Source organism: Symploca atlantica LB2515, from assembly GCF_052546295.1.
This window is the reverse complement of sequence record NZ_JBQWMT010000001.1, coordinates 939,557-965,020: the sequence shown is the minus strand read 5'-3', so window position 1 is coordinate 965,020 and position 25,464 is coordinate 939,557. Positions and strand designations below refer to the sequence as shown.

Below are 25,464 nucleotides of genomic sequence, written 5' to 3'. Positions count from 1 at the left end.
TATCTCCATGACAGTTGCTGTTGTCACGCTCAAGAATACGGAAAATCAACAAGATTTAATTATTACTAGACCTAAGTCTGGACTATGTTTGCAGGGAAGTCTCAGGGTACCAGGAGATAAATCCATTTCCCACCGTGCTTTAATGTTAGGCGGGCTTGCTCAGGGAGAAACAATTATTGAGGGATTGCTCTTAGGAGAAGATCCACGCAGCACAGCTAGCTGTTTTCGGCAAATGGGCGCAGATATATCTCCACTGAATACAGAACAAGTAATAGTCAAGGGGATAGGATTAGGGCAATTACAAGAACCACCGGATATATTGAACGCAGGTAACTCTGGTACTACTATGCGTCTGATGCTGGGGCTTCTGGCGTCTCATCCAGGAAGATTTTTTACAGTAACAGGTGACAGTTCTCTGCGAACTCGTCCTATGTCCCGGGTTGTCAAACCACTACAACAAATGGGGGCAAAAATTTGGGGACGTAAGGAGGCTTCACTAGCACCATTAGCAATTCAAGGGTCTGTACTACAACCTATACGCTATTATTCTCCAATCGCCTCAGCCCAAGTTAAATCCTGTGTCCTTCTCGCCGGTTTAATGATAGAGGGAAAAACCACAGTAACCGAGCCAGCGCTCTCCCGCGATCATAGTGAGCGGATGCTGCGAGCTTTTGGGGCAAAACTTAGCATTGATCCAGAAACAAATAGCGTGACAATAGAAGGTATGCCTACCCTTTTCGGGCAGAAAGTAGTTGTTCCCGGTGATATCAGTTCGGCAGCATTCTGGTTGGTAGCAGGTACTATTGTGCCTGATTCAGAATTACTGATTGAAAATGTCGGCGTCAATCCTACCCGCACAGGTGTCTTAGAAGCTCTATCGATGATGGGAGCTGATATTCAACTGGAAAACCAACGGTTAGTAGCTGGGGAGCCAGTAGCCGACTTGCGGGTGCGCCACGGACAGCTAAAAGGATGCGAAATTGCTGGGGATTTGATTCCCCGCCTGATTGATGAAATTCCGATCTTGGCAGTAGCTGCGGTATTTGCTCAAGGAAAGACAGTAATTCGAGATGCAGCAGAACTGCGAGTTAAGGAAAGCGATCGCCTTGCTGTGATGGCGTCTCAGTTGAACCGGATGGGAGCTAAAGTACAAGAACTGCCGGATGGTTTGGAAATTACCGGCGGCACTCCTTTACAAAGTAACGAAGTTGATAGTTATACTGATCATCGGATTGCCATGAGTATGGCGATCGCTGCTCTCAGCGCCACAGGTACCACTACTATCCATGGTGCCCAAGCAGCTGCAGTCTCCTATCCTGACTTTACTACTACTTTGCAAAGACTCTGTGAGTTATAAGTTCTGCTAGCTATCATTTTTCAAGAGGCTGGCGAAATCATCCTCATTGAGTCCTTGCTGTGGCATCATGGCTAGATGCCTCACAAGCAACCTGGAAGTTTATGCGAGTCGTTGATTGGCTGATTGTTTTACTCTACCTACTCTTGTCGATGGGATTGGGGGTTTACCTCTCCCGCAAGGCGTCAGGGAGTCTAGTCGATTTTTTTGTTTCGGGGCGATCGCTTCCTTGGTGGCTAGCAGGCACTAGTATGGCTGCCACTACATTTTCTATCGATACTCCCCTCTACATTGCTGGCGTTGTTGCTAATCGAGGGATTGCTGGTAACTGGGAATGGTGGAGTTTTGGCATTGCACATATAGTGATGATCTATATTTTCGCAAGGCTGTGGCGACGCTCAAAGATTGTCACTGACGCCGAACTAACAGAGATGCGCTATGGTGGCTCTGTGGCAGCGCTGTTGCGAGGAACTAAGGCATTTTTATTTGCTGTACCCATTAACTGTATTGGCATTGGTTACGCCATGCTAGCAATGGTCAAAGTAGTTGATGCCCTGGAGTTGTGGCAAAGCTTGGGTATCCAGCCAGGAGAAAGCCTGAAAATCTGGAGCGTTGTCGGCGTCAGTTTACTAGTCTTAATTTATGCCAGCTTTGCCGGTTTGTGGGGCGTTGTTACCACGGACTTCTTCCAGTTTTTTTTAGCCCTTTTCGGAGCGATTGTCGTAGCCATTGCTGCCGTTAGCCATGTCGGTGGTATTCATGTTCTGGTTCCAGCAGTACAGCAAGCAACCCAACAGGATGTTTTATCCTTTTTTCCCTTGACCATTAATTCAGGGTGGCTGGACTGGAGCGAAACCGCTGGTATCACCGCCAGCACATTTTCTGCCTACATCTTTCTCCAGTGGTGGGCATTTCGTCGCAGTGATGGCGGGGGTGAATTCGTGCAACGGCTTGCCGCATCGAAAGACGAAGCAGAAGCCGAAAAAGCTGCCTGGTTATTCAATCTCCTCCATTACGTAGTGCGCACCTGGCCCTGGATACTCGTAGCACTGGTGGCAATTGTAGTTTATCCAGATTTATCAGACCGAGAATTGGGTTATCCCAAACTAATGCTCGATTTTTTACCGCCAGTAATGCTGGGATTGGTAGTGACTTCCCTGCTAGCAGCATTTATGAGTACAGTATCCACTTCCATCAACTGGGGAGCCTCCTATTTAACCAATGATCTCTACCTGCGCTTCATTAAACCCGATGCACAACAGTCAGAACTGGTGCTAGCAGGACGTATTGCCTCGGTAATTGTCACAGTAGTAGGAGCAATGGCTGCTTTCTTTGCCGAAGATGTGGCTACCGTCTTCCGGTTAGTAATTGCTATTGGTACTGGCCCCGGCTTAGTACTGATTCTACGTTGGTTTTGGTGGCGCATCAATGCCGCAGCGGAACTGACAGCAATGGTAAGCGGCTTCGTCATCGGTTTAACAACTAGTGTTGTGCCACTGCTAAAGATTGACGACTTCGGCTTGCGCCTGCTGGTTACAGCAGGGATTACCAGCGTTGCCTGGATTACGGTAATGTTTCTCACACCGCCAGAATCAGATGCCAAGCTAGATGAATTTTATCAGCAGGTGCGTCCCTCTGGTTGGGGGTGGCAGCGTCAGCGTGAGCGCACAGGTTTAGCACCAGCCCAAGATTTGGGCAAGGACATCAAAATGGTTCTGGCTTCGATTTTGCTCCTTTTTGGAACCATGTTTGCCATTGGTGGCTTTTTGTTGCTTCAGCCGCTAACTGGTTGGGTATCGCTGATAACCGCTGTTGTTGGCTGGATGTTGCTGCGCCAAATTAGCAAAGTTAAGCCGTTGCCAATGCCCAGGCCCGGTCTGGACGACGAGTAATAATAAAAGAGTAACTTGTCAGATTTTATCCAAATAGCATGGCATTTAGCTATGTATTGACTCTAAATGAATAAATCAGCTATTAGCTTACTAATATTCCTCGTAATTGCAATTTTTTTGACCGGGTTTTTACAGTCAAGATTTGCGACTTGTCAGAAGCGAGGGCAAAAGAATCTCAACTGTGTTCTTCAATTAAAATAAAAACAAAAGTATACCTTAGCAAAATCAACAGCCCACGCCTTTACCATGACACTCTTTCGTCAATATATTGCGCCCTTTCTCATCGTACTAGTCTTTTTGGTAGCCTTACTAGCAGTAAGTTCTCGCATCTTTTTGCCTAACGATCTGGCAGCACCAGCACCAATAGAGGACACAGATGCCGCTAACTTCCAGCAAACACCAAGGAATCCAGCGATCAGTTCCTCCCTAGTTAATCAGCCAGCCAGTACCTTAGCCCATTAATCCGTGACTGCTGTTGTCCAATCAACTATTACCAGGCTATAAGCTGCGAACCGGTTCCAGAGAAGAACGGGAAACCTTAGTAAAGTTCATTAAGTTGAGCTACCGAGAACTATTCCCCGAACAAGATGATTTCTCCCATTTAACGGAGACAGTGAGGAAGTATTTTTCTCTGGAAACGCCTCTGTGGTGGGTAGATTTATTCAATGCAGCAGTTTCCCCGCCTGGGCAGATTTTTCCGACAGACTCTCCTTCAAAACTAGATCAAGCAATCGCTTGTCTCTGGATGGGGAACGCCGTTGATCAAGTAAAAGGCGATCGTCATGCCCATATTTTTCTACTTTATGTAATGCCAGAACACCGCCGTCGTGGCATTGGTTCAGCCCTAATGCGCCATGCCGAGCATTGGGCAAGTTCCAGAGGCGATCACCAAATCGGACTGCAAGTTTTTGGCACTAACCAAGCAGCTCTGAATCTTTATTTTCAGCTAGGCTACCAAACTAAATCATTCTGGATGGCGAAACCGCTAGATCCTCAACCCATTGACTAAGCAAAGGTGCTTAGGAAACCTGCATCTATAGTACTATCCATAGTACAAAGTCTAACTCGCTATTTTCGTATTCTCTAAATTAACTAACGCGGGAAGAGACAGATGCAATTGAGTTGGATAAACTCCTTGAGCAGGTATGTACACTTATGTATAGTAACGACGATTTGAGCGTACTCGACACAACAGATGATCTAGAAAGCCCTCTGGATCGCCTAGAGCCAGTTGATGCCGAGTCAGAAACTCCCAAGCCAGATCCAGAGGTGATGTTAGCCATGCTAAGCTCACCAGAAACACCGCAACGGATGTTGGCAGCAAGGGCTTTTTGTGAACTTAAGGATGAACGGGCAATTCCGCTGCTGATTAACCTCTTGGAAGATGTTTGTCCCTTAGTAAGGGTAAGTGCGGCTTATGCTCTGGGGCGCAATCCGAGTCCCACTGCTGTAGAGCCTTTAATTAACCAGCTCAACTGCGATTTTAACGGTTATGTACGTAAAGGTGCTGTCTGGGCCTTGGGAAACTGTCGCGATCGCCGTGCTTTGCCCTCTCTAATTGATGCCCTCAAAAATGAGATCTCAGCAGTACGCTTATGGGCTGCCAGTTCTTTAGCGCAAATGGCCGAGTTGGATTATGAAGAAATTGTGGCATCGATTCCACCGCTAATTACTGCTCTCAAGCAAGAACCATTGGCAGCAGTGAGGAGTAACTGTGCTTGGTCGCTGGGGCAATTGTGCCGGGAAATGCCTTCTAATGCTATCTATGCTGGGGCTGTGGATGGCTTGATAGAAGCTTTTGCTGAAGACGAAGATTTAGGGGTTCGGGAAGATGCGAAAGCCGCGCTTTTGAAATTAGGTGACCCTCGTGCCCTTCAATTGATTGAAACATTAGAACTCGAAGGATTTGTGTAAAAAATTACGGCTAGGCGGCGTATAAAACTTACGTATTTCTCCGCCGCTGAGTGTAAATTCTTAACCTGGAAAGCGGTAGGGCAAAATGGGATTTCCTCCTTGTCCTTGAATATGTTCAAGAATAAAGTCGCCGAAAATCTTAAAAAGAATGCCCTGGATCCTGCATCTCTGCCAAAGATTTCCAGCCAGCTTGCCACAGGGAATAGTCTTTAAGCTGTTGAGCATTAAGCCAAAAACGGACGTTAGGGTCACAGGAAGCCACCATTTCCGCAAACACCCACTTGCCCTGATTCTTGCGATTAGCTACCTGAAAATGCCTCCAGCCCCAGGTTTTCTGCTTAGCTGTCCATTTTGAACCAATAAGATAAGGAAATTTCTGCTTTTTCGGCATTTTTTTAGATTACGATACTCTCTTGGGTCTTGCCAAAAAGCGTGCGGCGATTACACCACCAAGAAAGCCAAATAAATGTCCTTCCCAAGAAACACCCGATTGTGTAGGCAAAATTCCCCAAATTGCTCCACCATACAAGACGCCGACGACTAGCGAGAGAATCATCGAGGGCAGGTTTCGCTCAAAGTAGCCCCGGAGAAGCAAAAAACCCAGGTAGCCAAAGATTAGAATACTAGCACCAATATGAATCGAGCCAGTTGCCCCAAATAGCCAAACACCCATGCCACCAACCAGCATGGTAATTGCCGTTACGACGAAAAAATCGCTAGTTTCTTGCAACATGACCAGCCAACCCAAGGTCACAAAGGGAATAGTATTAGCAATCAAGTGAGTTAAATTGCCGTGCAAAAAAGGAGCAAATAATATACCCCGTAGTCCAATTTCCTGGCGTGGAATGATACCGTACAAATCCAGTTGATGTCTTAAAACGGTTGCATCTAACAGCTCTAAAATCCACATGATGGCAACTAATCCACCTAAGATAAAGAACTGGCTTGTCAATTCCTTGGCGAGCGCTTTTGTTTCCTGGCTGCTCATGACTCTAGTTTCGGATTAAGGCTTTCGATACTTCTTTAGACTAACAGCTTCAAGACAGATTCTCGATCGCCACTGGCTCTATAGCATCAGGCAACTCAAAGCCAAACACCTGCGAGTAAAAGTACAACTCCCCTTCCAGAGTTCTTTTAATATTCTCGGCGCGGCGAAACCCGTGCTGTTCCCCCTCATAAGTAACATAAGCCACCGGCAACCCTTTCTGCTTCAAGGCTTCAACCATCATCTTGGCTTGGTTGGGGGGTACAACCTCATCTTCGAGTCCCTGAAAGAAAATCACCGGACAGGAGAGTTTTTCTGTGAAATGAATTGGCGATCGCGCCTGATAAAGGTCTTGGCGTTCCGGATAAGGGCCAATTAACCCGTCCAAGTAGCGGGATTCAAATTTATGAGTCTCCTTCGCCAATACCTCTAAATCGCTGACACCATAGTAACTAGCGCCCGCCTTAAACACATCTCGGAAGGTCAGGGCTGCTAACGTTGTATAGCCACCAGCACTGCCACCCGCGATCGCCAATCGTTGACTATCGACCTCTCCCTGCTGGGCTAGGTACTTAGCACCATTAGCACAGTCATCCACATCCACAATGCCCCATTTGTCTTGGAGACGCTGGCGATATTCTCGTCCGTAGCCTGTGCTACCACCATAGTTAACATCCAGAAAGGCAAAGCCGCGACTTGTCCAAAACTGAATTTTTAAATTAAAACTACTAGATGTTGAGGCTGTTGGACCACCGTGACTTTTAACGATTAACGGCGGCTTTTCTCCGGTTGGTGCAGCATAGTCTTTGTTTTGGGGTGGATAGAAAAAACCGTAAGCAGTTAATCCCTCTTCCGTAGGGAAAGCGATCGTCTGAGGCTTTGAGAGATAGCCGTCATCAATCTCTAGTTGGCTTGAGCGTCGCAACTCATTAATCGCACCATTTATCAAGTCTAACCGTACCACAGCCGTCGGTTCGGTGGCTGACCCACCTAGGAATACAGCCTGACCCCTTGCCACATGCAGCGAAGAAATACTCGTATAAGGCGTCTCAATTACCTCTAACTGTTTCCTCTGCCGGTCGAAACTTGCCAGGTAAGAGATGCCCTCCTGGCTGTAGGTACAAATGAGGCGATTGGCTGACTCAAAACCGTAAGTAGACATACCGAAAACCCACTGAGGAAGCCCAAACTCAGCTTCCATTAAACACAGTGGCCTAATTTCGCGGTCATGCCAACTATAGAGATTCCACCAACCAGTGCGGTCAGAGACAAAGTGCAGTACGCCGTCCGGTGACCACTCTGGCTGAAAAACCGACTCATTGACACCACCAGCAACACACTCAGCTTGACCTAAAGTACCATCTTCTTCAAACTGAGCTACCCATAATTGAGTACTATCCCAAGGCATATTAGGATGGTTCCAGCTTAACCACGCCAGCTTGGAGTGATCAGGACTAAGGCGCGGCGAGGAGTAAAAGTCACACCCAGAGGCAATTATTTGAACATCTTTGCCCTGCTTTAAGTTAATACTAATTAAGGTGTTAACTGGCTCATGACCACCACCAGTGTGGTCTTCCCGCACACCAATAATACGTCCTTGGTGAGAGTCAATCACAGCATCTGCGTAGCGTAGCGCCGCTTCTGGTGTCAGTGCTTCTGGTGTCGATGAGTCAGTTTGCTGATAGAGACGTTGGTCAGCAAAGTTAGAGAAGTAAATTGTCCCATCTTTAACCGTAACAGCACCGCCACCGTACTCGTGAACACGGGTACGAACATTAAAAGGGGATGGAGTTACATCAGCAATCTTGCCGTCTGGAGTCCATCGCACAATGACATTCCGCCCCGCTTCAGCAGGCCGCCCTTCAATCCAGTAGATGTCTTCGCCATCAAGGGCGATACTTCCTAGCCCAATTGTCCCAGCGACAATCAGGTCTGCCGTTATGGGCGATTTCCAGGAACCATAAGGTGCAGTTTGGACTTGAGTCATCGGCGATTTTTCGTTGTAAAAGGCACTACTGAGACTTACTGACAAGACTACTACAGATTAAGACAAGCATTAACGCCACAGCCTAATACCCACCCTAATTTTTTTGATGAGACTGATGAGACTTGAGGTTACTTAATTAATTTAACCCTTGTCTCAATTTTCAATTAACCATTTTCTCGCACGGCGATAAAATATCTATTTTTTTTACGATTAGATGAATTACTACTAAAAATATTTTAATTTTAAAGAATGGGGTGTGAAGAAAACTACAATAATTTCCGTCTCTTCAACTAATCTGAGCAGACCACCTCGTCTGGAGACAAAAATCATGGTAAAAGTAGAGGCACTGGAATGCCCGAAGTGTCACAAAAATTCATTAGTCCGTTGTGAACACAGCGAGCATGATCTTTTTAAATGTGTAAACTGTGGCTACCGTCGCGACCTTACTAATGAATCAGATTCACGCCCAGATGATCCGTTACTTTTCTGGGTTATTCTAGTTTCTGCATTCTTTCTCGTTTTTGCTTTGTTGTTTCCATAACATCACATCAAAAAAGAGCAAGCAGTCTTTGATAGCAGTCCCCAACCTACACGAATAGTCATTTGTCAGATGGCATTTTGAGGTTGCTGAGGACATAAATAATTGGTCAGTTGTGCCAGCAAATAGTTTGTCTCTAGGGGCAAACTATTTGCTGGAGAAGTCGCGCTTCAAACGGAATCTTAAGCGGCCAAAGATAATCAAGGAAGCCAAGTTATAAGACTTCCGCTTCCTGCTCGAGCTAACTTGACTTTCCTGTTTTTTTGATAGAGCAAATAGCTTGGGGATTAACCCTAGGCATTGCTTTGCCGTTCTCCGAGTTTTGCCCTAATGGTTTCAATCCGTTTACGGTTCACTCCTAAATCGGACTTTCCCAGACGCGAAGCCGAGCGAACGTTGATTACATTAGCGCCTTCATCGACTAAAAATTCTACATCATCGACGAATCCCATTAGCTTACTCTGGAATTCTGCATAGAGGTAATAATCGGTGTCTACGATAATTTTCGTTTTCTCCATCTCCTGAACTATTTGTTTGAGGTTAGCCATTGCCTCTTGAGAGGTTGAACTATACTTCAAAGGCTCAATAGCATGCTCTGCATCTTGAGCTTGACTATTGACGCAATTAGGTGAACTAGGACAGGGCGCTAATTGTCCCGAAGACTGAACACCGACATTAGTTGGTCTTGTTCCAGCAAACATTGTAGATTCTCCTGAAAAGGCTAGGTTCGCTCCTATCCCGCAGACAGCAACCAATACTAATGCTATAAAAACAATTAGTGCTGACCTGAAGGGTGATCGTTTCGGAAGCTCTACACTCATTTTGCTTAATAATGTACTTTCTTGTCAGTTCTACGAGCTTACCATTGACCTTGTCTCTGACTAGAGAGGCTCGAAAACCATTCGAGGAGCAAGTATTTGCCCATCTTCGGAATTAACGAGCTGACCAATACCCAAAAAAAGGTCGCCTTCCTGGTAAACTTGCAGGGCTTGTGTAGAACTACCAAAAGAGTCCTCTTGCCATGGAAGACGCTGTCCCTGACGCCATCTGGTGGCAGCTAAGGCAGGTAAGTAAATAGCTGGTAGATGCTGGAGTGCTGCTGCTGGCAGTATAGGGTTAAACTGACCGGAGAGCAGTTTTGTTTCTAATGTCTCAAAAGTGAGACTATCTGAGAGCTGAAAACCGCAGCTTTGGGTACGCATTAGGGACGCCAGTACACCACCAGTCTTCAGGTACTCCCCTAAGTCACGAGCGATGGAGCGAATATAAGTCCCCGAACCACAAGCAATTTCCACCTCTACTTCGGGAAACTCTCCTGGTTGCCAAGCCAACACCTTAATCTGGTAAATTTCTACCGTACGCTCTGGCACTTCAACAGCTTTACCTGCTCTAGCTAAATCATAGAGGCGTTGACCCTTTACTTGAATTGCACTGTAAATCGGCGGTACTTGCTGAATCGTACCCTCAAACTTGCTGAGTAAGGGCAAGACATTCTCCAAGGTCAAGCCACTGGCTGATTCTATAACAATAACTTCTCCTTGCAAGTCGTCCGTTGTTGTCCTCACACCCAGCCGTATCTTTGCTCGGTATGCCTTATCCTGCTGCAAATACTGCAATAGCCTGGTTGCCCTACCCAAGGCTATTGGTAAGACGCCAGTGGCTGCCGGATCTAATGTGCCTGCATGACCAACTCGCTTGATTTTCAAAAGACGCCGCACCCTTGCGACACAGTCGTGGGAGGTCAATCCCTCTGGCTTATTTAAATTCAAAAAGCCTTGCATCGCAGTTATACTCCTAGCTCATTTTGCCAAATGTTTACTTCTTATTTCTACAAAGGTCTAGTTTCCTAATTTGGCGCTTCCAACAACTGCTTCGGTGTCAAAGATTCCAGTAAACTCAAGGGTATCGGCTCTTGAGAGAGAAATTGGGCGTAGGAAGCGTTTAAGTAACTTTCGTATTCTGGCTCTCCGGCAATATACGTTTGAAAAAATGCTAAGCTTAGTGCCTTCATATATTCCTGAGCAATTCTTGGATCAGGCCCAATAGCTTCCGGAGGCAACGGTATCGCACCGCTTTCTTCTGTCAGAGTAGAAAAGTGTGTTCCTTTTTTGAGTAGAACTAGATATTTTTCTGGGGTTGTCAGCCAGGTAAAGGGTTGAATCTGTTCCGGCAGAGCTGGTGCTACAGTATCATCACTGCCAGCCACTAGCATTACTGGCATGGCAATCTCGCTCAGCTGTGTCTTGCCAAAGACAGTGCTGTCAATCGGATTGATGGCGATGATACTCTTAACTCGTTCGTCACTGAGCTGATGATCCAATGGTGGCAACCTTAAAGCAATACACTGCAGCAATAGCGACAAATTAAAAGAATTATTTAAAGACGCACAATCTTGCTGAAGTTGCTCAAAATTAATCGCTGCACCCGCCAAAGCTAAAGCAGTGTAGCCTCCAAAGGACTGACCGAGTACACCTACCTGTTTAAGATTAAGCTGTTCTCCAAAAGAACGCTCTAGTTGATCAAGCAAAAACTTAATATCAGCAGGTCGGTTAATTAATTCAGTTGGGGGAGTCACCTCACTGGCAAGACCATTAAATAAAGCTTTTACTTGCTCAGAATTACTCCCTGGATGCTCTGGAACAGCTACAGCAAATCCGTAAGAGGCTAAATGTTTAGCTAAATAGGCAAAGGTTTGACGGTTGGAACCCAGTCCGTGGGAAATTACAACCACTGGTGCTAAGTTTCTCCGAGCTTCTCCTAGTAAACTATTGGGACGCTCTGGTAAATATAAATCAGCGTTGAATTTTCTACCACGAGCAGTGTCATTGAGTGTCATCGTTTGCTTCGAGTAGCTTACTGAACCTGCTTGCCGCAAGTCAGGCAGTTCAGAGAAACCCGTGGGATCTTCAGCTATGGCGAGGATTGGTCTCATAACCGACTTAGAAGCCGACTGATAAATAGAGGCCTGGCTTCGAGATTCCCTTTCAACTGCTGCGATCGCATTTTCTGTTTGCCTAATCAGGCTTGAGAGTTCGTCAATAATATCGAAGGCGCGCCCTGAGTTAATCCGAATGCCGTAGGTGGGAAACTCCCGTAGTACATTTAACAGTGTCAAACCTTGGGGGTAAGCCGCAGCCTTAATCAGCGCTGCCCGAATTGCATAAAAGCCCGGTTGACCGGCTTTAGTTTCGATGACCTGACCTACCCGTTCTAAGATCACTTCTCCTTGGGGCGAATAGAGAAATTGAGCAATTGTCACTGGTGTCACATCGACAGGAGTGATCAAAGCCTGGCGCAGCTGATCGAGCTGTTGCGGGTCTACGTAATTTGCATAAAAATCTAGTTCTGGTTCAATTTTGCCTTCAGTGGCATAAACTTCAAGAGCAGCGATCGACAAAGAAAACTCCAAAGGGCCAAAATTCACATAAACCTTTTCGGCTCCCTGAGCTGGAGTTGTGATCCAGGCTGGGGTGAGCAGCACTCCCAAATTCAATAGGGCAATTCCTAGGCTAGTAGATATCCGCCCTACTCTGAAGTCCCAGATTCGCAGTTTTCCCTCCGAGTCGCGCCCTTCGAGATGACGAGCGACTAATCCGAAACTAGACTGGTCTAGCGCTGGAGTGCTGTTCATATTGTTAATTGCAGTTTAATTATTAATAGCCAATTTTGCCAATAAAAAGGTTGATAATTATTCAAAACAATCTTGACAATTTATTGCTTTTCTACTAGCTAAATTCTGATAAGTTTTTAAAACAGTACTTCTTGAAAATAACTAGGTAGTTCTAAAAGTCTCATATCCGGAAAAGATTGTACTTTGTTATCTTGTTGATTGTCTGTATAGAACAGGCGATTATAGCTCAATTTAGTCATCGGGGAAAAAACGTGAAAGTATTAAAAGGGCGAGACCTGCTGAGTTTGGCAGACCTCAGTACCGAAGAAATTCAACAACTGTTGCAGTTGGCAACTCAGTTGAAAGCAGGTCAGGTGCATCTGCATTGCAACAAGAGATTGGGGCTGTTGTTCTATAAGGCTTCTACACGAACAAGGGTAAGCTTTTCGGTTGCCATGTACCAATTAGGTGGTCAGGTGATTGACTTGAATCCCAATGTTACCCAGGTAGGTAGAGGGGAACCTGTAATAGACACAGCACGGGTCTTGGATCGCTATCTGGACATTTTGGCAATTCGCACTTTTGACCAGAATCAGCTAGAAACTTTTGCCGAATATGCTCAGATTCCGATCATCAATGCCCTCACTGATTTAGAACATCCTTGTCAGGTTTTGGCAGATTTTTTGACTGTTGAAGAAAATTTTGGCTCTCTTGCTGGTTTAACTTTAACTTACCTCGGAGATGGTAATAATGTGGCTCATTCGCTGCTGTTGGGATGCGCCCTCATGGGGATGAATATCAGAGTTGCCACACCATTAGCTTATCAACCAGATCCTAGAATTGTAGAGCGGGCTAAGCAAATTACTGCTGGTAGAACGGAAGTGATGCTTACCGATGACCCAATTGCCGCCGTTAAAGATGCTCATGTCCTTTACACTGATGTTTGGGCAAGTATGGGTCAGGAAGATTCGGCTTCGACTCGCATTCCAGTTTTTCAGCCTTATCAGGTAAATGAACAACTTTTAACTAATGCTGACTCGGAAGCAATTGTATTGCATTGTTTGCCGGCTCATCGGGGGGAAGAGATTACAAATGAGGTAATGGAAGGAGCGCGATCGCGTATTTGGGATCAGGCAGAAAACCGAATGCACGCCCAAAAAGCCCTATTGGTTAGTCTTTTAGGAACAGATTAAATAGCCGAAAGGGCAGGTAGAAAATTGGGCGTTGCACAATCAGGGGATGATTAAGGGACTAGGGGAACTAGGAGGACAAGGGATTGCTGAAAATCCCTAACCATCCTGCAACTATGCAACGCCGAAAATTTATTGCTACTGGACAAATAAGGAGTTTTAGTAGTACGAATGTTCTAGATAGATCAGCATTCAGTACATAGAAGTAGGGGCAAGTTTACTTACATCTAGGCAGTACAGCTTAATTGTCGAAAAACTCGCCTCTATAACTGGAAGCTTCAAACTACTTATTGCCTCCTGTAGAAATATGGAACCCCTAACTAAAGCCCAACAAGAACTTTATGATTGGCTGGTCGATTATATTCACATCTCAAAACACGCTCCTTCAATTCGGCAAATGATGCGAGCGATGAATCTGCGCTCACCAGCACCAATTCAGAGTCGCTTGGAACATTTGCGAGCGAAGGGATACATTGACTGGATAGAAGGAAAGGCGCGGACAATAAGAATTTTGGGTACTCCGACTATGGGAGTACCAGTACTAGGTGCAATCATGGCTGGTGGTCTTGTGGAACCCTTTACCGACGAAGTTGAGCAGCTAGATTTGTCTAACTTCTTCTCTCAACCTGGTAACTTTGCTCTGCGGGTAGTCGGAGATAGCATGATTGAAGACCTAATTACTGAAGGGGATGTGGTAATTATGAAACCAGTCTCTGATCCAGAGCAACTCAAAAATGGTCTGATTGTGGCAGCACGAGTCGAAGGATACGGCACTACTTTGAAACGCTTCTATCGTGACGGTGAGCACGTCACGCTCAAACCCGCTAACTCTAACTATCATCCTATAGAAGTCATGGCGAACAATGTACAAGTGCAGGGGGTACTGGTGGGTGTTTGGCGTGGTTATGAACCTACTCTACAAGCCCTGACTAGACATTAGAATTGTGGGTTGAATGAAAGTGTCATAGATGGTTGCTGAGGGTAGCTAACAAAAATTACCGGCTCAGTTTAGTAGAGACGTTGCCGGCAATGTCTCTACTCTTGTTTAAGATATGTAAAATGCAGCAATAAAACTTGTCTTGATAGCTTGGAGAACGCAGGAGGAATTTAGGTATTTTATCTTTATAGAGCAATAAGAACCCCCGGCTAATTTGCCATTTTCCAGGGGGTTCAAAAATTTTCCAAAAACTAGCTTTAAAGCAAATTTCCAAACTGGAAGAAATCCAAATTATCCCGTGGCCCAAGTAACAATTCGCCAACTCTACCAATCGGAAATGGTCCCCACAAATCACCGAAGTCAAGGAAGCCATTGTAGTCAAGACCAGGGCCGTCAATGTTGTAATCTAGGTCAAAGTCGAAGCCGGAACCCGTCATTGAAGTGGTAAGCAAAGCATCGACAACGGGAGGCTCAAAGTTCACAGGAATCACGGGTTCCGCAATCGGAGCCGCACCAGGTGCAATGACGACTTCCTGTTGAGGAGCATTTAGTGTTGGCTTTTCTGACAAGGGGTCAACCAAGGTTCCAGAAGGATTTGAACCCAGTAACGTGTCTGAAGTTGCAGAAGGATTGGGATTAAGTAAAGGATCTGAAGTTGCAGAAGGATTTGTCCCCACTAGCGGTTCTAAAAAACTTAAGAATTCATTCATTTTGATACCAACTCTTTGCTGTAATTTTTGATGTTTTTTTGACACTCATTGATAGCAGTCTTCTCCTCGAGATACTTAGTTTATGCTTCATTATTTTTAATAAAAAGCATCTCTATAATTGTCTAGAGCAAACCAAGGATTCCATTATTTAAAGAGTACAAAATACTACTCAGTTTATTTTTGGCTGATTATAATAACTTCGGATAAATGTCTTTCTGCTATTTGCCATAAAATTTACCATCTAAAAAGACGACAGTAAATCTTCTAAGAATTTGCTAAATTCCTAAAAAATTAGAATGATAGACATTAGGATATTCAATAGAATTGCCAATAGACTAAACGGCAATTTTTATACTTCTCTTGCCCTTGGTTAGATGTAGAAAGTATCAGTAAACGAACAAAATTCGCAATTACTGGGAAAACATTGCAACAGGTTTTTATCGTGAAACTCACCTTATTCTCCTGGTTAAAATCCTTGGGCATCTGTCCGATAAATGGATTGATAAAGCCACTACTAAGATAATAGGCAGACAACTGATCTAGAGCCATTTTTCAAGAAGTAGTTTGAGTAAATTAACAAGTCATTTTCTTTAGTAAAAAGCTTATTCTAGCTAAACAAACACGAAAAAGCTGCTCTCCGCTGACAATCCAAGAATAATTCCAAGTGTGTGTTATTCAGTTTATTGTATTCTCTTTTTGCTATAAATCTACCCTTATATCTATTGTTTTATTTTTCTTTGTTAGATATACCACTGTAGTCCTAACTGTGGCAAATAAGTCATTAAAATTCTTAGGAATACTAGTGGAAAATCCAGAATATTTTTGTAGCTACTATAACATAAGAGAAACAGCGTTTTTTTCTAATTGATTAAGGCTAGAGAGTTAGAAAATATGATTTATAAAACAGCTAATTCTGTTAAGTTAACTCTGCTATAGCTCTAAGTATTAAGAATTTCATGAATGATTTGTGATCTACATATCAATTTAAAATTAATAAAAAACTGCCAGAAATTAGTTTTAGATAACAATTCTATTTTGTTTATGAAAAGAATTACTTGAGACCATTAGCTCAGGTGCTTTTCCAGTTGGATTTTTTCAAAATCGCAGCTTTCACAAATCAAGTTGCCATGCTGTAATCAATTGGTATAAAAGCGAAAAAGATTGATAGGTGATTATCAGAAACGTCTTTATTATTTCTTAAGAAAATCGGCACTTTAGTTACTATTGAGGTGCCAGAACTCCCAAAATAACTTTCAGGAAATCTCTACTAGAAAATTACCAAAGAAACTCACAAGTTAGTTCCAGTCTCAAGGATGATGCGCTCAGCTGATAAATCCCGGCACAATCGGGATTGAAAAATAAGTAGAAGACGATGCTCAAAGCTGTAATTTTTGACGTAGATGGCACGCTAGTTGATTCTGTGGCACTGCACGCACAAGCATGGCAAAAAGCCTTTCAACACTATGGCCATGAAATACCTTATGAACAGCTACGTCACCAAATTGGGAAGGGAAGCGAATATATAATCCCCGACTTGATCTCGCAAGCCGAATTTGAACAGATCGGCGATCGCATTGCAGAATACCGTAAGGAATATTATCAACGAGAGCTTTTATCACAGGTGCGTCCCTTTGAAAAAGTCCAGGAACTATTTAAACGCCTCAAGGCAGAGGATAAAATGATTGTCCTAGCCTCCTCGGCACGGCAGGAAACTCTCGAACACTACAAACAGCTACTCCAAATTGAAGAACTCGTAGACGGTGCTACTTCTACAGACGACGTCGAGAAGTCTAAACCAGAACCAGATATCTTTCAGACGGCACTAGACAAACTCGAAGGCATCACCATTGGCGAAACAATTGTTGTTGGCGATAGCCCTTACGACGCACAAGCCGCCAGCAAAATCAACCTACGTACAGTTGGAGTACTCTGTGGCGGTTTTTCTGAAGCAGAGTTAAAAGAAGCTGGCTGCATGGCTGTGTACCGCGATCCCGCTGACTTATTAGCTCAGTATGCAGCGTCTCCTTTATCGCAGTGATAACTATACTGGACTGGCCTTCAAAACAAATCACCAGAGGAGAGCAAAGCCCATAAAAAAACTCCAGATAAAAAAGCTACTTTGCCTGTAGTATTGACTACACTCAAGGACAAAAGTGACTTTTAAAACTCATGAAACGCCGACAAATTCTTGGCAGTGCTGCCGTCAGCGCTGCCAGTGCTGCTGTTCTAGGTGCCTGTAACCAAGCTAGAACAGGCCCAGCTACTCAAGCTAACAGTCAGCCTAACGTGAGATGGCGCATGGCAACCAGTTGGCCAAAATCCCTGGACACCATCTTTGGAGGAGCTGATACGGTATGCAAGCGAGTCAGTGAAATGACCAATGGGCGTTTCACAATTACTCCTTTTGCTGCGGGGGAAATTGTGCCAGGATTGGAAGTCCTAGATGCAGTTCAACAAGGCACAGTTCAGTGTGGTCACACGGCAAGTTATTACTATATTGGCAAAAACCCCGCACTGGCTTTTGGAACAAGTATGCCTTTTGGTCTCAATGCCCAACAGCAAAATGCATGGCTCTACCACGGCGGCGGCTTAGAGGCGATGCAGCAGCTCTATGCTGACTTTGGGGTGATTAACTTTCCGGCTGGAAACACAGGTACCCAGATGGGAGGCTGGTTCAAGCGAGAAATCAAATCTGTAGCTGATCTCCAAGGCTTGAAGATGCGTATTCCTGGATTAGGGGGCAAAGTGATGTCCCGTTTGGGAGTTAATGCCCAAAATTTACCGGGTGGTGAAATTTTTCTAGCGCTAGAGAGGGGAGCAATTGACGCTACCGAGTGGGTTGGCCCCTACGATGACGAAAAACTAGGCTTGAATAAGGCAGCGCAGTTTTACTACTACCCAGGCTGGTGGGAACCAGGAGCAACCCTAGAGATACAGGTTAACCGCTCGGCTTGGGAGAAGTTACCGAAGGATTATCAGGAAATATTTAAAACAGCCACCTGGGATGCCAACCTCAATATGCTATCTCAGTACGAGGCATTGAATCGGGAGGCACTCGGACGTCTAGTTGCTGGTGGTACCAAGCTAATTCCTTACTCTACAGAGATTTTGCAGGCGGCAAGAAAGGCTTCCTTTGACCTTTACGAAGAAAATGCAGGCAAAGAAGCTGCATTTAAACAAGTTTATGACCAGTGGCAGAGTTTCCGGGAGCAGATTTACAAATGGAATCAGGTAAACGAACTGAGTTTTGGTAATTTTGTGGTGTCTGAGCCGCAGGGATAACCTCTTCAATGCCAAAACGGATAAGTTGTAGACTCGGCACTTTTTTCTTAGAATTAGCTTGAGAGTTTGCTGCAGCCAATCTTCTTTTTCCAGGTCGAGGGAGGGTGTCTATAGGCATACTAGGAGAGGGAAGTATATTGACTACTACCTTAAAATTCTTTTAAAAGTTGACTAAGCGATTATGACACGTACTAGATCCAGGCCTTCCAGAGCTAACCCCTCAACTTCCGCACCGCGCAGTGTCTTTAATGCTATGTCCATAGCGATTTTGGGAGCAATATTTGCTATCGGAATTGGGGTTGGTATGGCTCTTAGTTCCACAGCTACTTTCAACCCAGAAAACGTAGCTTCCCGTGAAGTCATCGACCGCAGCGCACCGAATGCAGAGCTTTGTATTCAGTATGGAGCTAGTGCCACGGTTACTGATATGCGTGTCTTTGTAACCTATAACCCCTTTAATGTCTATGTTACTCAGCCGAGTATCAGACCTGGATGTGTATTGCGTCGCAATAACTGGTCAATTTTGGAGCAAAAGAAACTGGTAACCTCCGAGGAGGTGCGCCAGTGCAAAAACCGGATGAATACCTTTGGCTACACTGGCGACTTGGGTAGTTCACCCGAAATTGGATGCATTTATCAGAATGAAGCCGCCGATAACTTCTTCCTCAATCAACCAGGTACAGTAGGCCCGCGACCAGAAACGGATAATTTTTGAGCTAGTGGACATTGGTGGATATAGGTAGAGTGCTTGTTCAGAAAGCTTTTTCAGCCAGTAGAGATTAAGCCAGTAGAGAGTAGTTTGATACTAGAGCGTGGAGCGCAGTCTGGTTCAAACTACGACAACGGCGTTATTGGTCTGACTATAACTGCAAGCACTCTACGATAGTGACCCGCAACTAGAGGCAATACTAGTTGTTAGTTTGCTAGTCAGCTAATCGCCTTAAGTATAAGGCTAGGCAAAATATTCCCTAACTAAGCTCTTCAATTGAGTGAAGCTAGCGTAATTTTTAGTATCAATTTTTACTGATGTGACGACTTTCACAACAGAACATGATCTACGTCACAAAATTGAAGCGGGAAGTGTTACATGATATTAAATCATAGCATCATCTAGCAGGCGAGCAACGGGCTCAATGACTCCGACCGGTACAGTAGGTAGGAGTTAGAATCTGCTTGGGTTTCCGTAATGAAAGTTGTTTAGCCCGCGAGTTTACTGGCTAGATGGGCAAGATTAAAGCACCTGGCGCTACCCCCGATAGATGGCTTATTCACAGTTTCGAGATTACCTACTCGGATTGCCGAAAAGCTCCATCAAAGGTTAGCGCCGGGAGAATTCTTCCTGTCTAACAAAACTTGCAGCTAAGACATCTGTTCACGAACCCTAGGCTACTTCGTTGAGCCTAGGGATTGCAAGAGATAACCTTGCCTGAAATCGTGAATACGGCTGACACTTCGGCTCCGCTCAGTGTCAGCGCTGAGGGAAGTGGAAGCGCTGAGTTAGCACAAGATAAACACTACCGAATTCTTCCCTGGTTCGGGCTATTTGTAAGAGTCTGGAATCTCAGGCAATAGGGTAAATCCTAGACACAGTTGTGCTAATGCCGTAAGGGACTTTTAAACTCAACACGAGAGGATTGTCTCCATGATTCGTGTACCAGTAGTAAGTCAAGATGCTAAACCTCTTATGCCCACAAAAAGCTCAAGAGCGAGAAGATGGGTAAAAGAAGGCAAGGCAGTTGGCAAATGGTCAGATGTTGGCATTTATTATGTTCAACTTCTTGTGCCAAAGGGTGAGGAAACTCAACCTGTTGTAGTAGGACTAGACCCAGGTAAAAGTTACGCTGGAATAGGTGTGCAATCTGCCCAGTTTACCCTAGCAAGATTTCATTTAATTTTGCCCTTTGGACGAGTAAAGCAACGAATGGAACAGCGTAGAATGCTTAGGCGTTCTCGGCGTTCCAGAAGGATTAACCGGAAAGTTTCCTTCAAGTTGAGAAACCATCGCCAAGTTAGGTTCAATAATCGCAAACAGTCCAAAGTTCCTCCATCAATCAAAGCCTCTAGGCAGCTAGAGCTAAGGGTTGTTAGGGAACTATCTAAGATATTCCCCCTAACAGCCATTGTCTACGAGCGAGTTAAGGCTGACGTGGATAGAACTAAAAGAAAGTCAGCCAAATCTGGAAAGGGTTTCTCTCCTGTGATGAGCGGTCAAAATTGGGCAATTGCTCAGATGGAAACGATTGCCCCTGTCCTTGTCCGCGAGGGCTGGCAGAAAAATGGCAATGGGACTTCTCAAATCAGGAAGCATCTAGGACTTGTTAAGGACAAAGAAAACAAAGGTGAAGCCAAGCCAGAAACTCATGCCGTTGACGGTGTGGCTTTAGCTTGTGGTTTCTTTGTTCAATATAGCCGCCACATCACCTCAAATACGCAGGGATATCTCTGGAGAGGTAATGTGCAGATCACTGATTCGGTGTTCAGAATCGTCACTCGTCTAGGCGCAGTAAAACGAGGGAAAGAATACGGTTTCTTTCGTCGTCAATTACACTTTCTAGTTCCAGATAAGTCCGGAATTAGAAAACGTAAAGGCGGAACTGTTACACCGTTCGGATTCAGGGTTGGTGATTTAGTTAAAGCTACGAAAAAAGAGCAACAATTCGTTGGGTACATTGGAGGCTTCACCTGTACTGATAAGTCCAAAAATGTATCAATCTACGACTACTCATGGAAGCGAATTGGTCAATTTACGCCCAGCAAAGTGAAGTTATTAAGGAGAAGTAATAGGTTGTGTCTTGCATAGTTATTTGGATGCCTCCGTCCCTCCGGCATCCCGCTATCCCTCCCCTGGTTGCTTCGCTGAACCAAGGGACTCCCACGAGTCTGTTGAAAAATAGCGAGAAGGAACTAGTTCGGGGTTGAGCTTTCCGGCCAATTAGTAGGAAAAACCAAGCACTACAGAGGGTTGCCTAACAGCAGACTTCTATAACCTGGCAAAAGTTACAGGTTGAAAATCCGGCCGGGATTTACTCAATGATGTTGGCAGTGGTCAAGAAAACTCAGCAAATGATCTATGTTACTAAAACGCGAAAGTTTGCCAGCTAGTTCTGCCGACAGGGTAGAAGGCAATGAAAAACTCCAAGAAAACCTTGTAAAGTTGACAGAACAATTAAACCACGCTAACCGGGAACTAGCCAAGCAAAATACTGAGCGTCAACGGCTCGAAAATTCTACACGGCAAGCCCAACATAAGTATCAAAGCCTCTTTGATAATGCTATTGAAGGTCTTTATCAAGCAACCCTTGATGGTCGCTATCAAGTTTGCAACCCAGCACTAGCACGCTTCTATGGCTACGAATCACCGGCAAAATTACTAACGTATTTGACAGATATCAGAGGGCAGCTTTACGTTGATCCAAACCGTTATACCGAGCTGATTGAACTATTACATTCTAGGGATACTATATCTGAGTTTGAATCTCAGGTTTATCGACAAGATGGCAGCATTATCTGGATTGCGGAAAAGGTACGGGTAGTAAGGGATAAAAATGGTAATTTTCTCTACTACGAAGGCTTTGTTAATGATATTACTAAGAGAAAATTAGCTGAGAAGTCTTTGCAGAAATCAGAAGCTAAATTTGTCATTCAAACCCAACAATTAGAGCAGGCTTTGAGTCAACTGCACCAGACTCAAGCACAATTGCTGGAAATGGAAAAAATGTCTAGCTTAGGACAGTTATTAGCTTGCGTAGCTCACGATGTTAACGACCCAGTTAGCTTTGTCTGCAACAACATCATACCCGCACGTCAATATACTAATGATTTACTAACTCTCCTCGCACTCTACCTCAAATACTATCCTCAACCAGTGCCAGAAATTCAAAAGGCCGCTGAAGAAATTGATCTAGATTTTTTGGTAGAAGATTTTCCTAAAACTCTTTCCTCAATGCAGTCGGGGGCTCAACGCATTCACCATATTGTTCAGTCACTGCGCAACTTCTCAAGACTTGATCAAGCTGAGATGGAACCGCTAGATCTTCATCAAGGGATTGATAGCACGCTTTTAATTATCAACAATCGATTACAAGCAAATGGGGAAAAGCCAGGGATTAGGGTTTTCAAGGAATACGGCGATCTACCCTTAGTCGAGTGCTATGGCTGTCTTTTGCTCCAAGTATTCATGAATTTGTTATGCAATGCCATTGATGCTTTAGAGGAGTTGAGAGTTGCCACATTCAAGGCAGAAGGCTCTCAATTGCAACTAGCTAAAGAACCTTCTGCAACTCCCTCGATCCGGATTATTACAGAAGTAATCAGCGACAATACTGATGATGGTGAGGATTCTGCTTCCCAGGTGGTAGTGAGAATTATCGATAACGGCCCTGGTATGTCAGAAGAAGTCAGGGCGCGCATTTTTGACCCTTTCTTCACTACCAAACCCGTAGGTAAAGGCACCGGCTTGGGGTTAGCAATCAGCCATGATATTATTATCGAAAAACACCGTGGTCAACTCAAGTGTATTTCCAGGGGAGAGCGGGGAACGGAATTTAGAATTGAACTGCCCCTAAGAGCCAGAAAATCCTACGGCTGAATAAAGTAAAATTCTCCTATTTAGCAAGATTATCTCGCTAGCCCCAGTTCCACATTAGAGGATTATCATCCAGATGATCCGTAACAATTCGCCCGATCGCGTCAATTTCTTGGAGTTCATCTTCAGATAGCTTAACCTCAGCCGCTTGGGCATTTTGAGTCGCTTGCTCTACATTGCGTGCTCCGGCGATCGCATTAGCTTGCGGTTGAGCGATTAACCAAGCAAGAGATAACTGAGCTAGACTACACTGATGACTCTCAGCAATAGGGCGAAGCTTCTCTAAAGCCTGCTGGGCTCGTTGGTAATTTTCACCCTGAAAAAGTTTATTATCGGCTCGATTATCACCTTCGCCAAATTTGTGGTTAGGGCCAAACTTGCCAGTTAGCAGTCCCTGAGCTAAGGAAGAGTAGGCAAGGATCGAGATATTATGCTCGACACAATAAGGTTGAGCATCTTGCTCAATTTTGCGCCAAAACAGGGAGTAGGGAGGCTGCAAACTATCAATACGTCCGTACTGTGCAGCTTCCTCCAACTGAGTGCGGGAAAAATTAGAGACACCAATCGCTCGAATCTTGCCCTGTTCTTTTAACTTATTCAGAGCACTCATTGTCTCTTCAATCGGAACCACCTCACTCTTGAAAGAACCAGAAGGCCAATGGATTTGGTAGAGATCTAAGTAGTCAGTGTTGAGGTTTTTTAAAGAGCGATCGCACGCTTCAATTACCTGATTGTACTTAAGGTGATTGGCAAACACTTTTGATGCATAAATCACCTGTTCTCGCACATCCGCTAGTGCTTTAGCAATAACTTGCTCTGAGTGACCTTCACCATAGACTTCCGCAGTGTCAATGGTGGTAATTCCAGCCTCAAAGGCAGCTCGAATTGCTCTAATTGTCTCCTCATCTTCAATTCCCACCCACATGCGCTTACCCGCTTGCCAGGTGCCCATGATAATGGGAGTTATTTTTAGGTCAGAACTGCCTAAAGGTCGCGTTTCCATAGCCAATCTTCGTTAATCAATCCTACGACTCTATCTTGGATCTGAAACCAATTAAAAGTCTATGCAAATGGATATAGATATAAAAACTGCCTTTTCTCAACTTGACTGACTCCTACTCCAGATGGACACTAAAAGCGACAAACAGATTCTGGCTTGACTGGGCAATTTTTCTGAGTGATGGGGTTACCTCGGAGATCTGGCGAAGTCAGGTTGGTCAGCAGTCTCAGTGGTCTGATTTCAGAGACTGGATTATTGAAGAGATCTAACCAATTGAGATTGGTCAGAGATTCCAGGTGGCTAATGTCGGAAACTTCGTTGTTAAAGAGGAAGAGTTCAGTTAGGTTGAGTAAAGATGCCAGGGGACTGATATCGCTAATTTGATTGTTGCCCAGGGAGAGGTTTTTCAGATTGACTAAAGATGCTAAGGGACTGATATCCGTGATTTGATTTTCAAACAAGGTCAGCCAAGCAAGTGCGGACAACGATTCCAGGGGGCTAACATTACTGATTTGATTATTACCGAGAGCTAGCCAAGTTAAATTTGAAAGGGAACTTAAAGGGCTGATGTCGGAGATTTGGTTATTAGATAGGGAGAGAGTTTTCAAGTTCGTGAGGGAACTCAGGGGGCTGATATTGGAGATCTCATTGTCAAACAAGGAAAGGGTATTCAGACTAGTCAGAGAAGCTAGAGGGCTGATATCGGAGATTTGATTGCTATCGAGGAAAAGTGTGGTGAGATTAGTTAAAGATGCCAGTGGTCTAACTAACCCGATTCCAGCTTCCCCAAGCGGTTCAGGCACGCTTACAATTTTTGTTGGATCGTCAGGACGAGGGCTATAGCTATACACTGTCTCAGGCAGAACGACAGGAAGCAGAAGGACTTGTGGAGCTGGTGGAGTTTTTATCTCTACTGCGTTTGCGATCGACACGGGTGATGAAGCAAGCATAGATGGCAACGATTCCAGCTTCCTTCCGTCGATTAGTTATTCAAAGAGCAGATAACCGTTGTAAATATTGCAAAATATCGCAAATTGGTCAAGTAGCAACTTTCCATATCGACCACATTGTTCCTGTCGTAGCTGGTAGCAAGACGATTGCTAAAAACTTGGCTCTTGCTTGTGTCTCCTGCTCACTTCGCAAGGGCGCACGGCAAAATCTTGAGGATTCCGAGACGGGTAAAGTTGTCTCCATTTTTAATCCTCGCCAACAGGTATGGAAAGAACACTTTGATTGGAATGGTGTGCAAGTTGTTGGGTTGACAGCTACAGGTAGAGCAACGGTGCAATCACTTGATTTGAATCGAGCAACAATGTTAGCGATTAGGGCAGAAGAGAAATTGCTAGGTCGTCATCCACCACCATAAACTTGTCTAAAGTTGGCAGGCTATGAAAGAGCGATCGCTTTTCCTCATTCTCCGAGGTCTGATCACATTCAGTAGCTACAGCAGCAGATTGAGGCGTGGCAAGCGTTGCAGGAT

The 25,464-nt window shown here is 44.7% G+C and carries 22 protein-coding genes and 1 pseudogene; 14 read left to right on the top strand and 9 right to left on the bottom strand.

Going from position 1 to position 25,464, the window contains the following annotated elements; all coding sequences use genetic code 11:
- Window positions 1-7 precede the first annotated feature (7 nt).
- The 5 genes from aroA to ACT7WV_RS04100 all read left to right on the top strand — a co-directional run bounded on the left by aroA (window position 8) and on the right by ACT7WV_RS04100 (window position 5,160).
- Window positions 8-1,357 (top strand): 3-phosphoshikimate 1-carboxyvinyltransferase, encoded by a 1,350-nt coding sequence (gene aroA / locus ACT7WV_RS04120; protein ID WP_445101683.1) that lies wholly within the window; start codon window positions 8-10, stop codon window positions 1,355-1,357.
- 101 nt (window positions 1,358-1,458) lie between these two features.
- Window positions 1,459-3,246, top strand: a complete 1,788-nt coding sequence (locus ACT7WV_RS04115) for a sodium:solute symporter family protein (RefSeq protein ID WP_445105570.1) — start codon at window positions 1,459-1,461, stop codon at window positions 3,244-3,246.
- A gap of 246 nt (window positions 3,247-3,492) precedes the next feature.
- On the top strand, window positions 3,493-3,708 hold the full coding sequence (locus ACT7WV_RS04110; RefSeq protein ID WP_445101682.1) for a hypothetical protein: 216 nt from the start codon (window positions 3,493-3,495) through the stop codon (window positions 3,706-3,708).
- 13 nt (window positions 3,709-3,721) lie between these two features.
- Entirely contained in the window at window positions 3,722-4,255 is a 534-nt protein-coding gene (locus ACT7WV_RS04105; protein WP_445101681.1) for a GNAT family N-acetyltransferase, read from the top strand.
- Between the two features lie 146 nt (window positions 4,256-4,401).
- Window positions 4,402-5,160 (top strand): HEAT repeat domain-containing protein, encoded by a 759-nt coding sequence (locus ACT7WV_RS04100; protein ID WP_445101680.1) that lies wholly within the window; start codon window positions 4,402-4,404, stop codon window positions 5,158-5,160.
- A gap of 139 nt (window positions 5,161-5,299) precedes the next feature.
- Here the strand turns inward: ACT7WV_RS04100 and ACT7WV_RS04095 are convergent, their stop codons facing one another.
- From ACT7WV_RS04095 to ACT7WV_RS04070, 6 genes are all read right to left on the bottom strand, one after another.
- Window positions 5,300-5,551 (bottom strand): TIGR02450 family Trp-rich protein, encoded by a 252-nt coding sequence (locus ACT7WV_RS04095; protein WP_445101679.1) that lies wholly within the window; start codon window positions 5,549-5,551, stop codon window positions 5,300-5,302.
- A 9-nt stretch (window positions 5,552-5,560) separates the two neighbouring features.
- Entirely contained in the window at window positions 5,561-6,148 is a 588-nt protein-coding gene (locus ACT7WV_RS04090) for a rhomboid family intramembrane serine protease (RefSeq protein ID WP_445101678.1), read from the bottom strand.
- Window positions 6,149-6,197: 49 nt separating this feature from the next.
- The gene (locus ACT7WV_RS04085) at window positions 6,198-8,132 is read right to left on the bottom strand and encodes a S9 family peptidase (RefSeq protein ID WP_445101677.1); all 1,935 of its coding nucleotides are present in this window, start codon (window positions 8,130-8,132) and stop codon (window positions 6,198-6,200) included.
- Between the two features lie 831 nt (window positions 8,133-8,963).
- On the bottom strand, window positions 8,964-9,371 hold the full coding sequence (locus ACT7WV_RS04080) for a DUF1499 domain-containing protein (RefSeq protein WP_445101676.1): 408 nt from the start codon (window positions 9,369-9,371) through the stop codon (window positions 8,964-8,966).
- Between the two features lie 180 nt (window positions 9,372-9,551).
- Window positions 9,552-10,451 carry a tRNA pseudouridine(55) synthase TruB gene (truB, locus tag ACT7WV_RS04075; protein WP_445101675.1) on the bottom strand — a complete coding sequence of 300 codons (900 nt, stop codon included), beginning with the start codon at window positions 10,449-10,451 and terminating at the stop codon, window positions 9,552-9,554.
- A 65-nt stretch (window positions 10,452-10,516) separates the two neighbouring features.
- Complete coding sequence (locus ACT7WV_RS04070; RefSeq protein ID WP_445101674.1) at window positions 10,517-12,301, bottom strand: alpha/beta hydrolase; 1,785 nt, start codon at window positions 12,299-12,301, stop codon at window positions 10,517-10,519.
- 251 nt (window positions 12,302-12,552) lie between these two features.
- Between ACT7WV_RS04070 and argF the strand changes: the two genes are divergently transcribed.
- Window positions 12,553-13,473 carry an ornithine carbamoyltransferase gene (argF, locus tag ACT7WV_RS04065; RefSeq protein ID WP_445101673.1) on the top strand — a complete coding sequence of 307 codons (921 nt, stop codon included), beginning with the start codon at window positions 12,553-12,555 and terminating at the stop codon, window positions 13,471-13,473.
- 304 nt (window positions 13,474-13,777) lie between these two features.
- A complete protein-coding gene (gene lexA, locus ACT7WV_RS04060; RefSeq protein ID WP_445101672.1) occupies window positions 13,778-14,410 on the top strand; it encodes a transcriptional repressor LexA in 633 nt (210 codons plus the stop codon).
- Window positions 14,411-14,664: 254 nt separating this feature from the next.
- Here the strand turns inward: lexA and ACT7WV_RS04055 are convergent, their stop codons facing one another.
- A complete protein-coding gene (locus ACT7WV_RS04055) occupies window positions 14,665-15,117 on the bottom strand; it encodes a hypothetical protein (protein ID WP_445101671.1) in 453 nt (150 codons plus the stop codon).
- A 1,372-nt stretch (window positions 15,118-16,489) separates the two neighbouring features.
- Between ACT7WV_RS04055 and ACT7WV_RS04050 the strand changes: the two genes are divergently transcribed.
- The 5 genes from ACT7WV_RS04050 (at window position 16,490) to ACT7WV_RS04030 (ending at window position 22,987) form a co-directional block, all read left to right on the top strand.
- Window positions 16,490-17,155, top strand: coding sequence for an HAD family hydrolase (locus ACT7WV_RS04050; RefSeq protein ID WP_445101670.1), 666 nt, complete (start codon window positions 16,490-16,492; stop codon window positions 17,153-17,155).
- A gap of 131 nt (window positions 17,156-17,286) precedes the next feature.
- A complete protein-coding gene (locus tag ACT7WV_RS04045) occupies window positions 17,287-18,399 on the top strand; it encodes a TRAP transporter substrate-binding protein (RefSeq protein WP_445101669.1) in 1,113 nt (370 codons plus the stop codon).
- 253 nt (window positions 18,400-18,652) lie between these two features.
- Window positions 18,653-19,114 (top strand): DUF3172 domain-containing protein, encoded by a 462-nt coding sequence (locus tag ACT7WV_RS04040; RefSeq protein WP_463424215.1) that lies wholly within the window; start codon window positions 18,653-18,655, stop codon window positions 19,112-19,114.
- Window positions 19,115-20,041: 927 nt separating this feature from the next.
- Window positions 20,042-21,199, top strand: coding sequence for an RRXRR domain-containing protein (locus ACT7WV_RS04035; RefSeq protein WP_445101667.1), 1,158 nt, complete (start codon window positions 20,042-20,044; stop codon window positions 21,197-21,199).
- A gap of 270 nt (window positions 21,200-21,469) precedes the next feature.
- Window positions 21,470-22,987: a sensor histidine kinase gene (locus tag ACT7WV_RS04030; protein ID WP_445101666.1), complete on the top strand. Its 1,518-nt coding sequence runs from the start codon at window positions 21,470-21,472 to the stop codon at window positions 22,985-22,987.
- Window positions 22,988-23,024: 37 nt separating this feature from the next.
- On the opposite strand, the gene ACT7WV_RS04025 is transcribed toward ACT7WV_RS04030, so the two are convergent.
- Both ACT7WV_RS04025 and ACT7WV_RS04020 read right to left on the bottom strand, forming a co-directional pair.
- Entirely contained in the window at window positions 23,025-23,987 is a 963-nt protein-coding gene (locus ACT7WV_RS04025) for an aldo/keto reductase (protein ID WP_445101665.1), read from the bottom strand.
- A 128-nt stretch (window positions 23,988-24,115) separates the two neighbouring features.
- Window positions 24,116-24,787 carry a leucine-rich repeat protein gene (locus ACT7WV_RS04020; protein ID WP_445101664.1) on the bottom strand — a complete coding sequence of 224 codons (672 nt, stop codon included), beginning with the start codon at window positions 24,785-24,787 and terminating at the stop codon, window positions 24,116-24,118.
- Between ACT7WV_RS04020 and ACT7WV_RS04015 the strand changes: the two are divergent.
- Both ACT7WV_RS04015 and ACT7WV_RS04010 read left to right on the top strand, forming a co-directional pair.
- Window positions 24,751-24,936 (top strand): annotated as a pseudogene (locus ACT7WV_RS04015) (hypothetical protein); the annotation flags it as partial. The gene ACT7WV_RS04020 and the pseudogene ACT7WV_RS04015 sit on opposite strands and share 37 nt — an antisense overlap.
- A complete protein-coding gene (locus tag ACT7WV_RS04010; RefSeq protein WP_445101662.1) occupies window positions 24,937-25,350 on the top strand; it encodes an HNH endonuclease in 414 nt (137 codons plus the stop codon). It abuts the pseudogene before it with no gap.
- The last annotated feature ends 114 nt before the right edge of the window (window positions 25,351-25,464 follow it).

Coding starts and splice junctions, on each gene's coding strand:
- ACT7WV_RS04025 (WP_445101665.1), bottom strand. CDS start 23,987: ATGGAAACGCGACCTTTAGGCAGTTCTGACCTAAAAATAACTCCCATT.
- lexA (WP_445101672.1), top strand. CDS start 13,778: ATGGAACCCCTAACTAAAGCCCAACAAGAACTTTATGATTGGCTGGTC.
- ACT7WV_RS04080 (WP_445101676.1), bottom strand. CDS start 9,371: ATGTTTGCTGGAACAAGACCAACTAATGTCGGTGTTCAGTCTTCGGGA.
- ACT7WV_RS04050 (WP_445101670.1), top strand. CDS start 16,490: ATGCTCAAAGCTGTAATTTTTGACGTAGATGGCACGCTAGTTGATTCT.
- aroA (WP_445101683.1), top strand. CDS start 8: ATGACAGTTGCTGTTGTCACGCTCAAGAATACGGAAAATCAACAAGAT.
- ACT7WV_RS04110 (WP_445101682.1), top strand. CDS start 3,493: ATGACACTCTTTCGTCAATATATTGCGCCCTTTCTCATCGTACTAGTC.
- ACT7WV_RS04010 (WP_445101662.1), top strand. CDS start 24,937: ATGGCAACGATTCCAGCTTCCTTCCGTCGATTAGTTATTCAAAGAGCA.
- ACT7WV_RS04035 (WP_445101667.1), top strand. CDS start 20,042: ATGATTCGTGTACCAGTAGTAAGTCAAGATGCTAAACCTCTTATGCCC.
- ACT7WV_RS04070 (WP_445101674.1), bottom strand. CDS start 12,301: ATGAACAGCACTCCAGCGCTAGACCAGTCTAGTTTCGGATTAGTCGCT.
- ACT7WV_RS04090 (WP_445101678.1), bottom strand. CDS start 6,148: ATGAGCAGCCAGGAAACAAAAGCGCTCGCCAAGGAATTGACAAGCCAG.
- ACT7WV_RS04040 (WP_463424215.1), top strand. CDS start 18,653: ATGTCCATAGCGATTTTGGGAGCAATATTTGCTATCGGAATTGGGGTT.
- truB (WP_445101675.1), bottom strand. CDS start 10,451: ATGCAAGGCTTTTTGAATTTAAATAAGCCAGAGGGATTGACCTCCCAC.
- ACT7WV_RS04085 (WP_445101677.1), bottom strand. CDS start 8,132: ATGACTCAAGTCCAAACTGCACCTTATGGTTCCTGGAAATCGCCCATA.
- ACT7WV_RS04045 (WP_445101669.1), top strand. CDS start 17,287: ATGAAACGCCGACAAATTCTTGGCAGTGCTGCCGTCAGCGCTGCCAGT.
- ACT7WV_RS04030 (WP_445101666.1), top strand. CDS start 21,470: ATGTTACTAAAACGCGAAAGTTTGCCAGCTAGTTCTGCCGACAGGGTA.
- ACT7WV_RS04095 (WP_445101679.1), bottom strand. CDS start 5,551: ATGCCGAAAAAGCAGAAATTTCCTTATCTTATTGGTTCAAAATGGACA.
- ACT7WV_RS04100 (WP_445101680.1), top strand. CDS start 4,402: ATGTATAGTAACGACGATTTGAGCGTACTCGACACAACAGATGATCTA.
- ACT7WV_RS04115 (WP_445105570.1), top strand. CDS start 1,459: ATGCGAGTCGTTGATTGGCTGATTGTTTTACTCTACCTACTCTTGTCG.
- ACT7WV_RS04055 (WP_445101671.1), bottom strand. CDS start 15,117: ATGAATGAATTCTTAAGTTTTTTAGAACCGCTAGTGGGGACAAATCCT.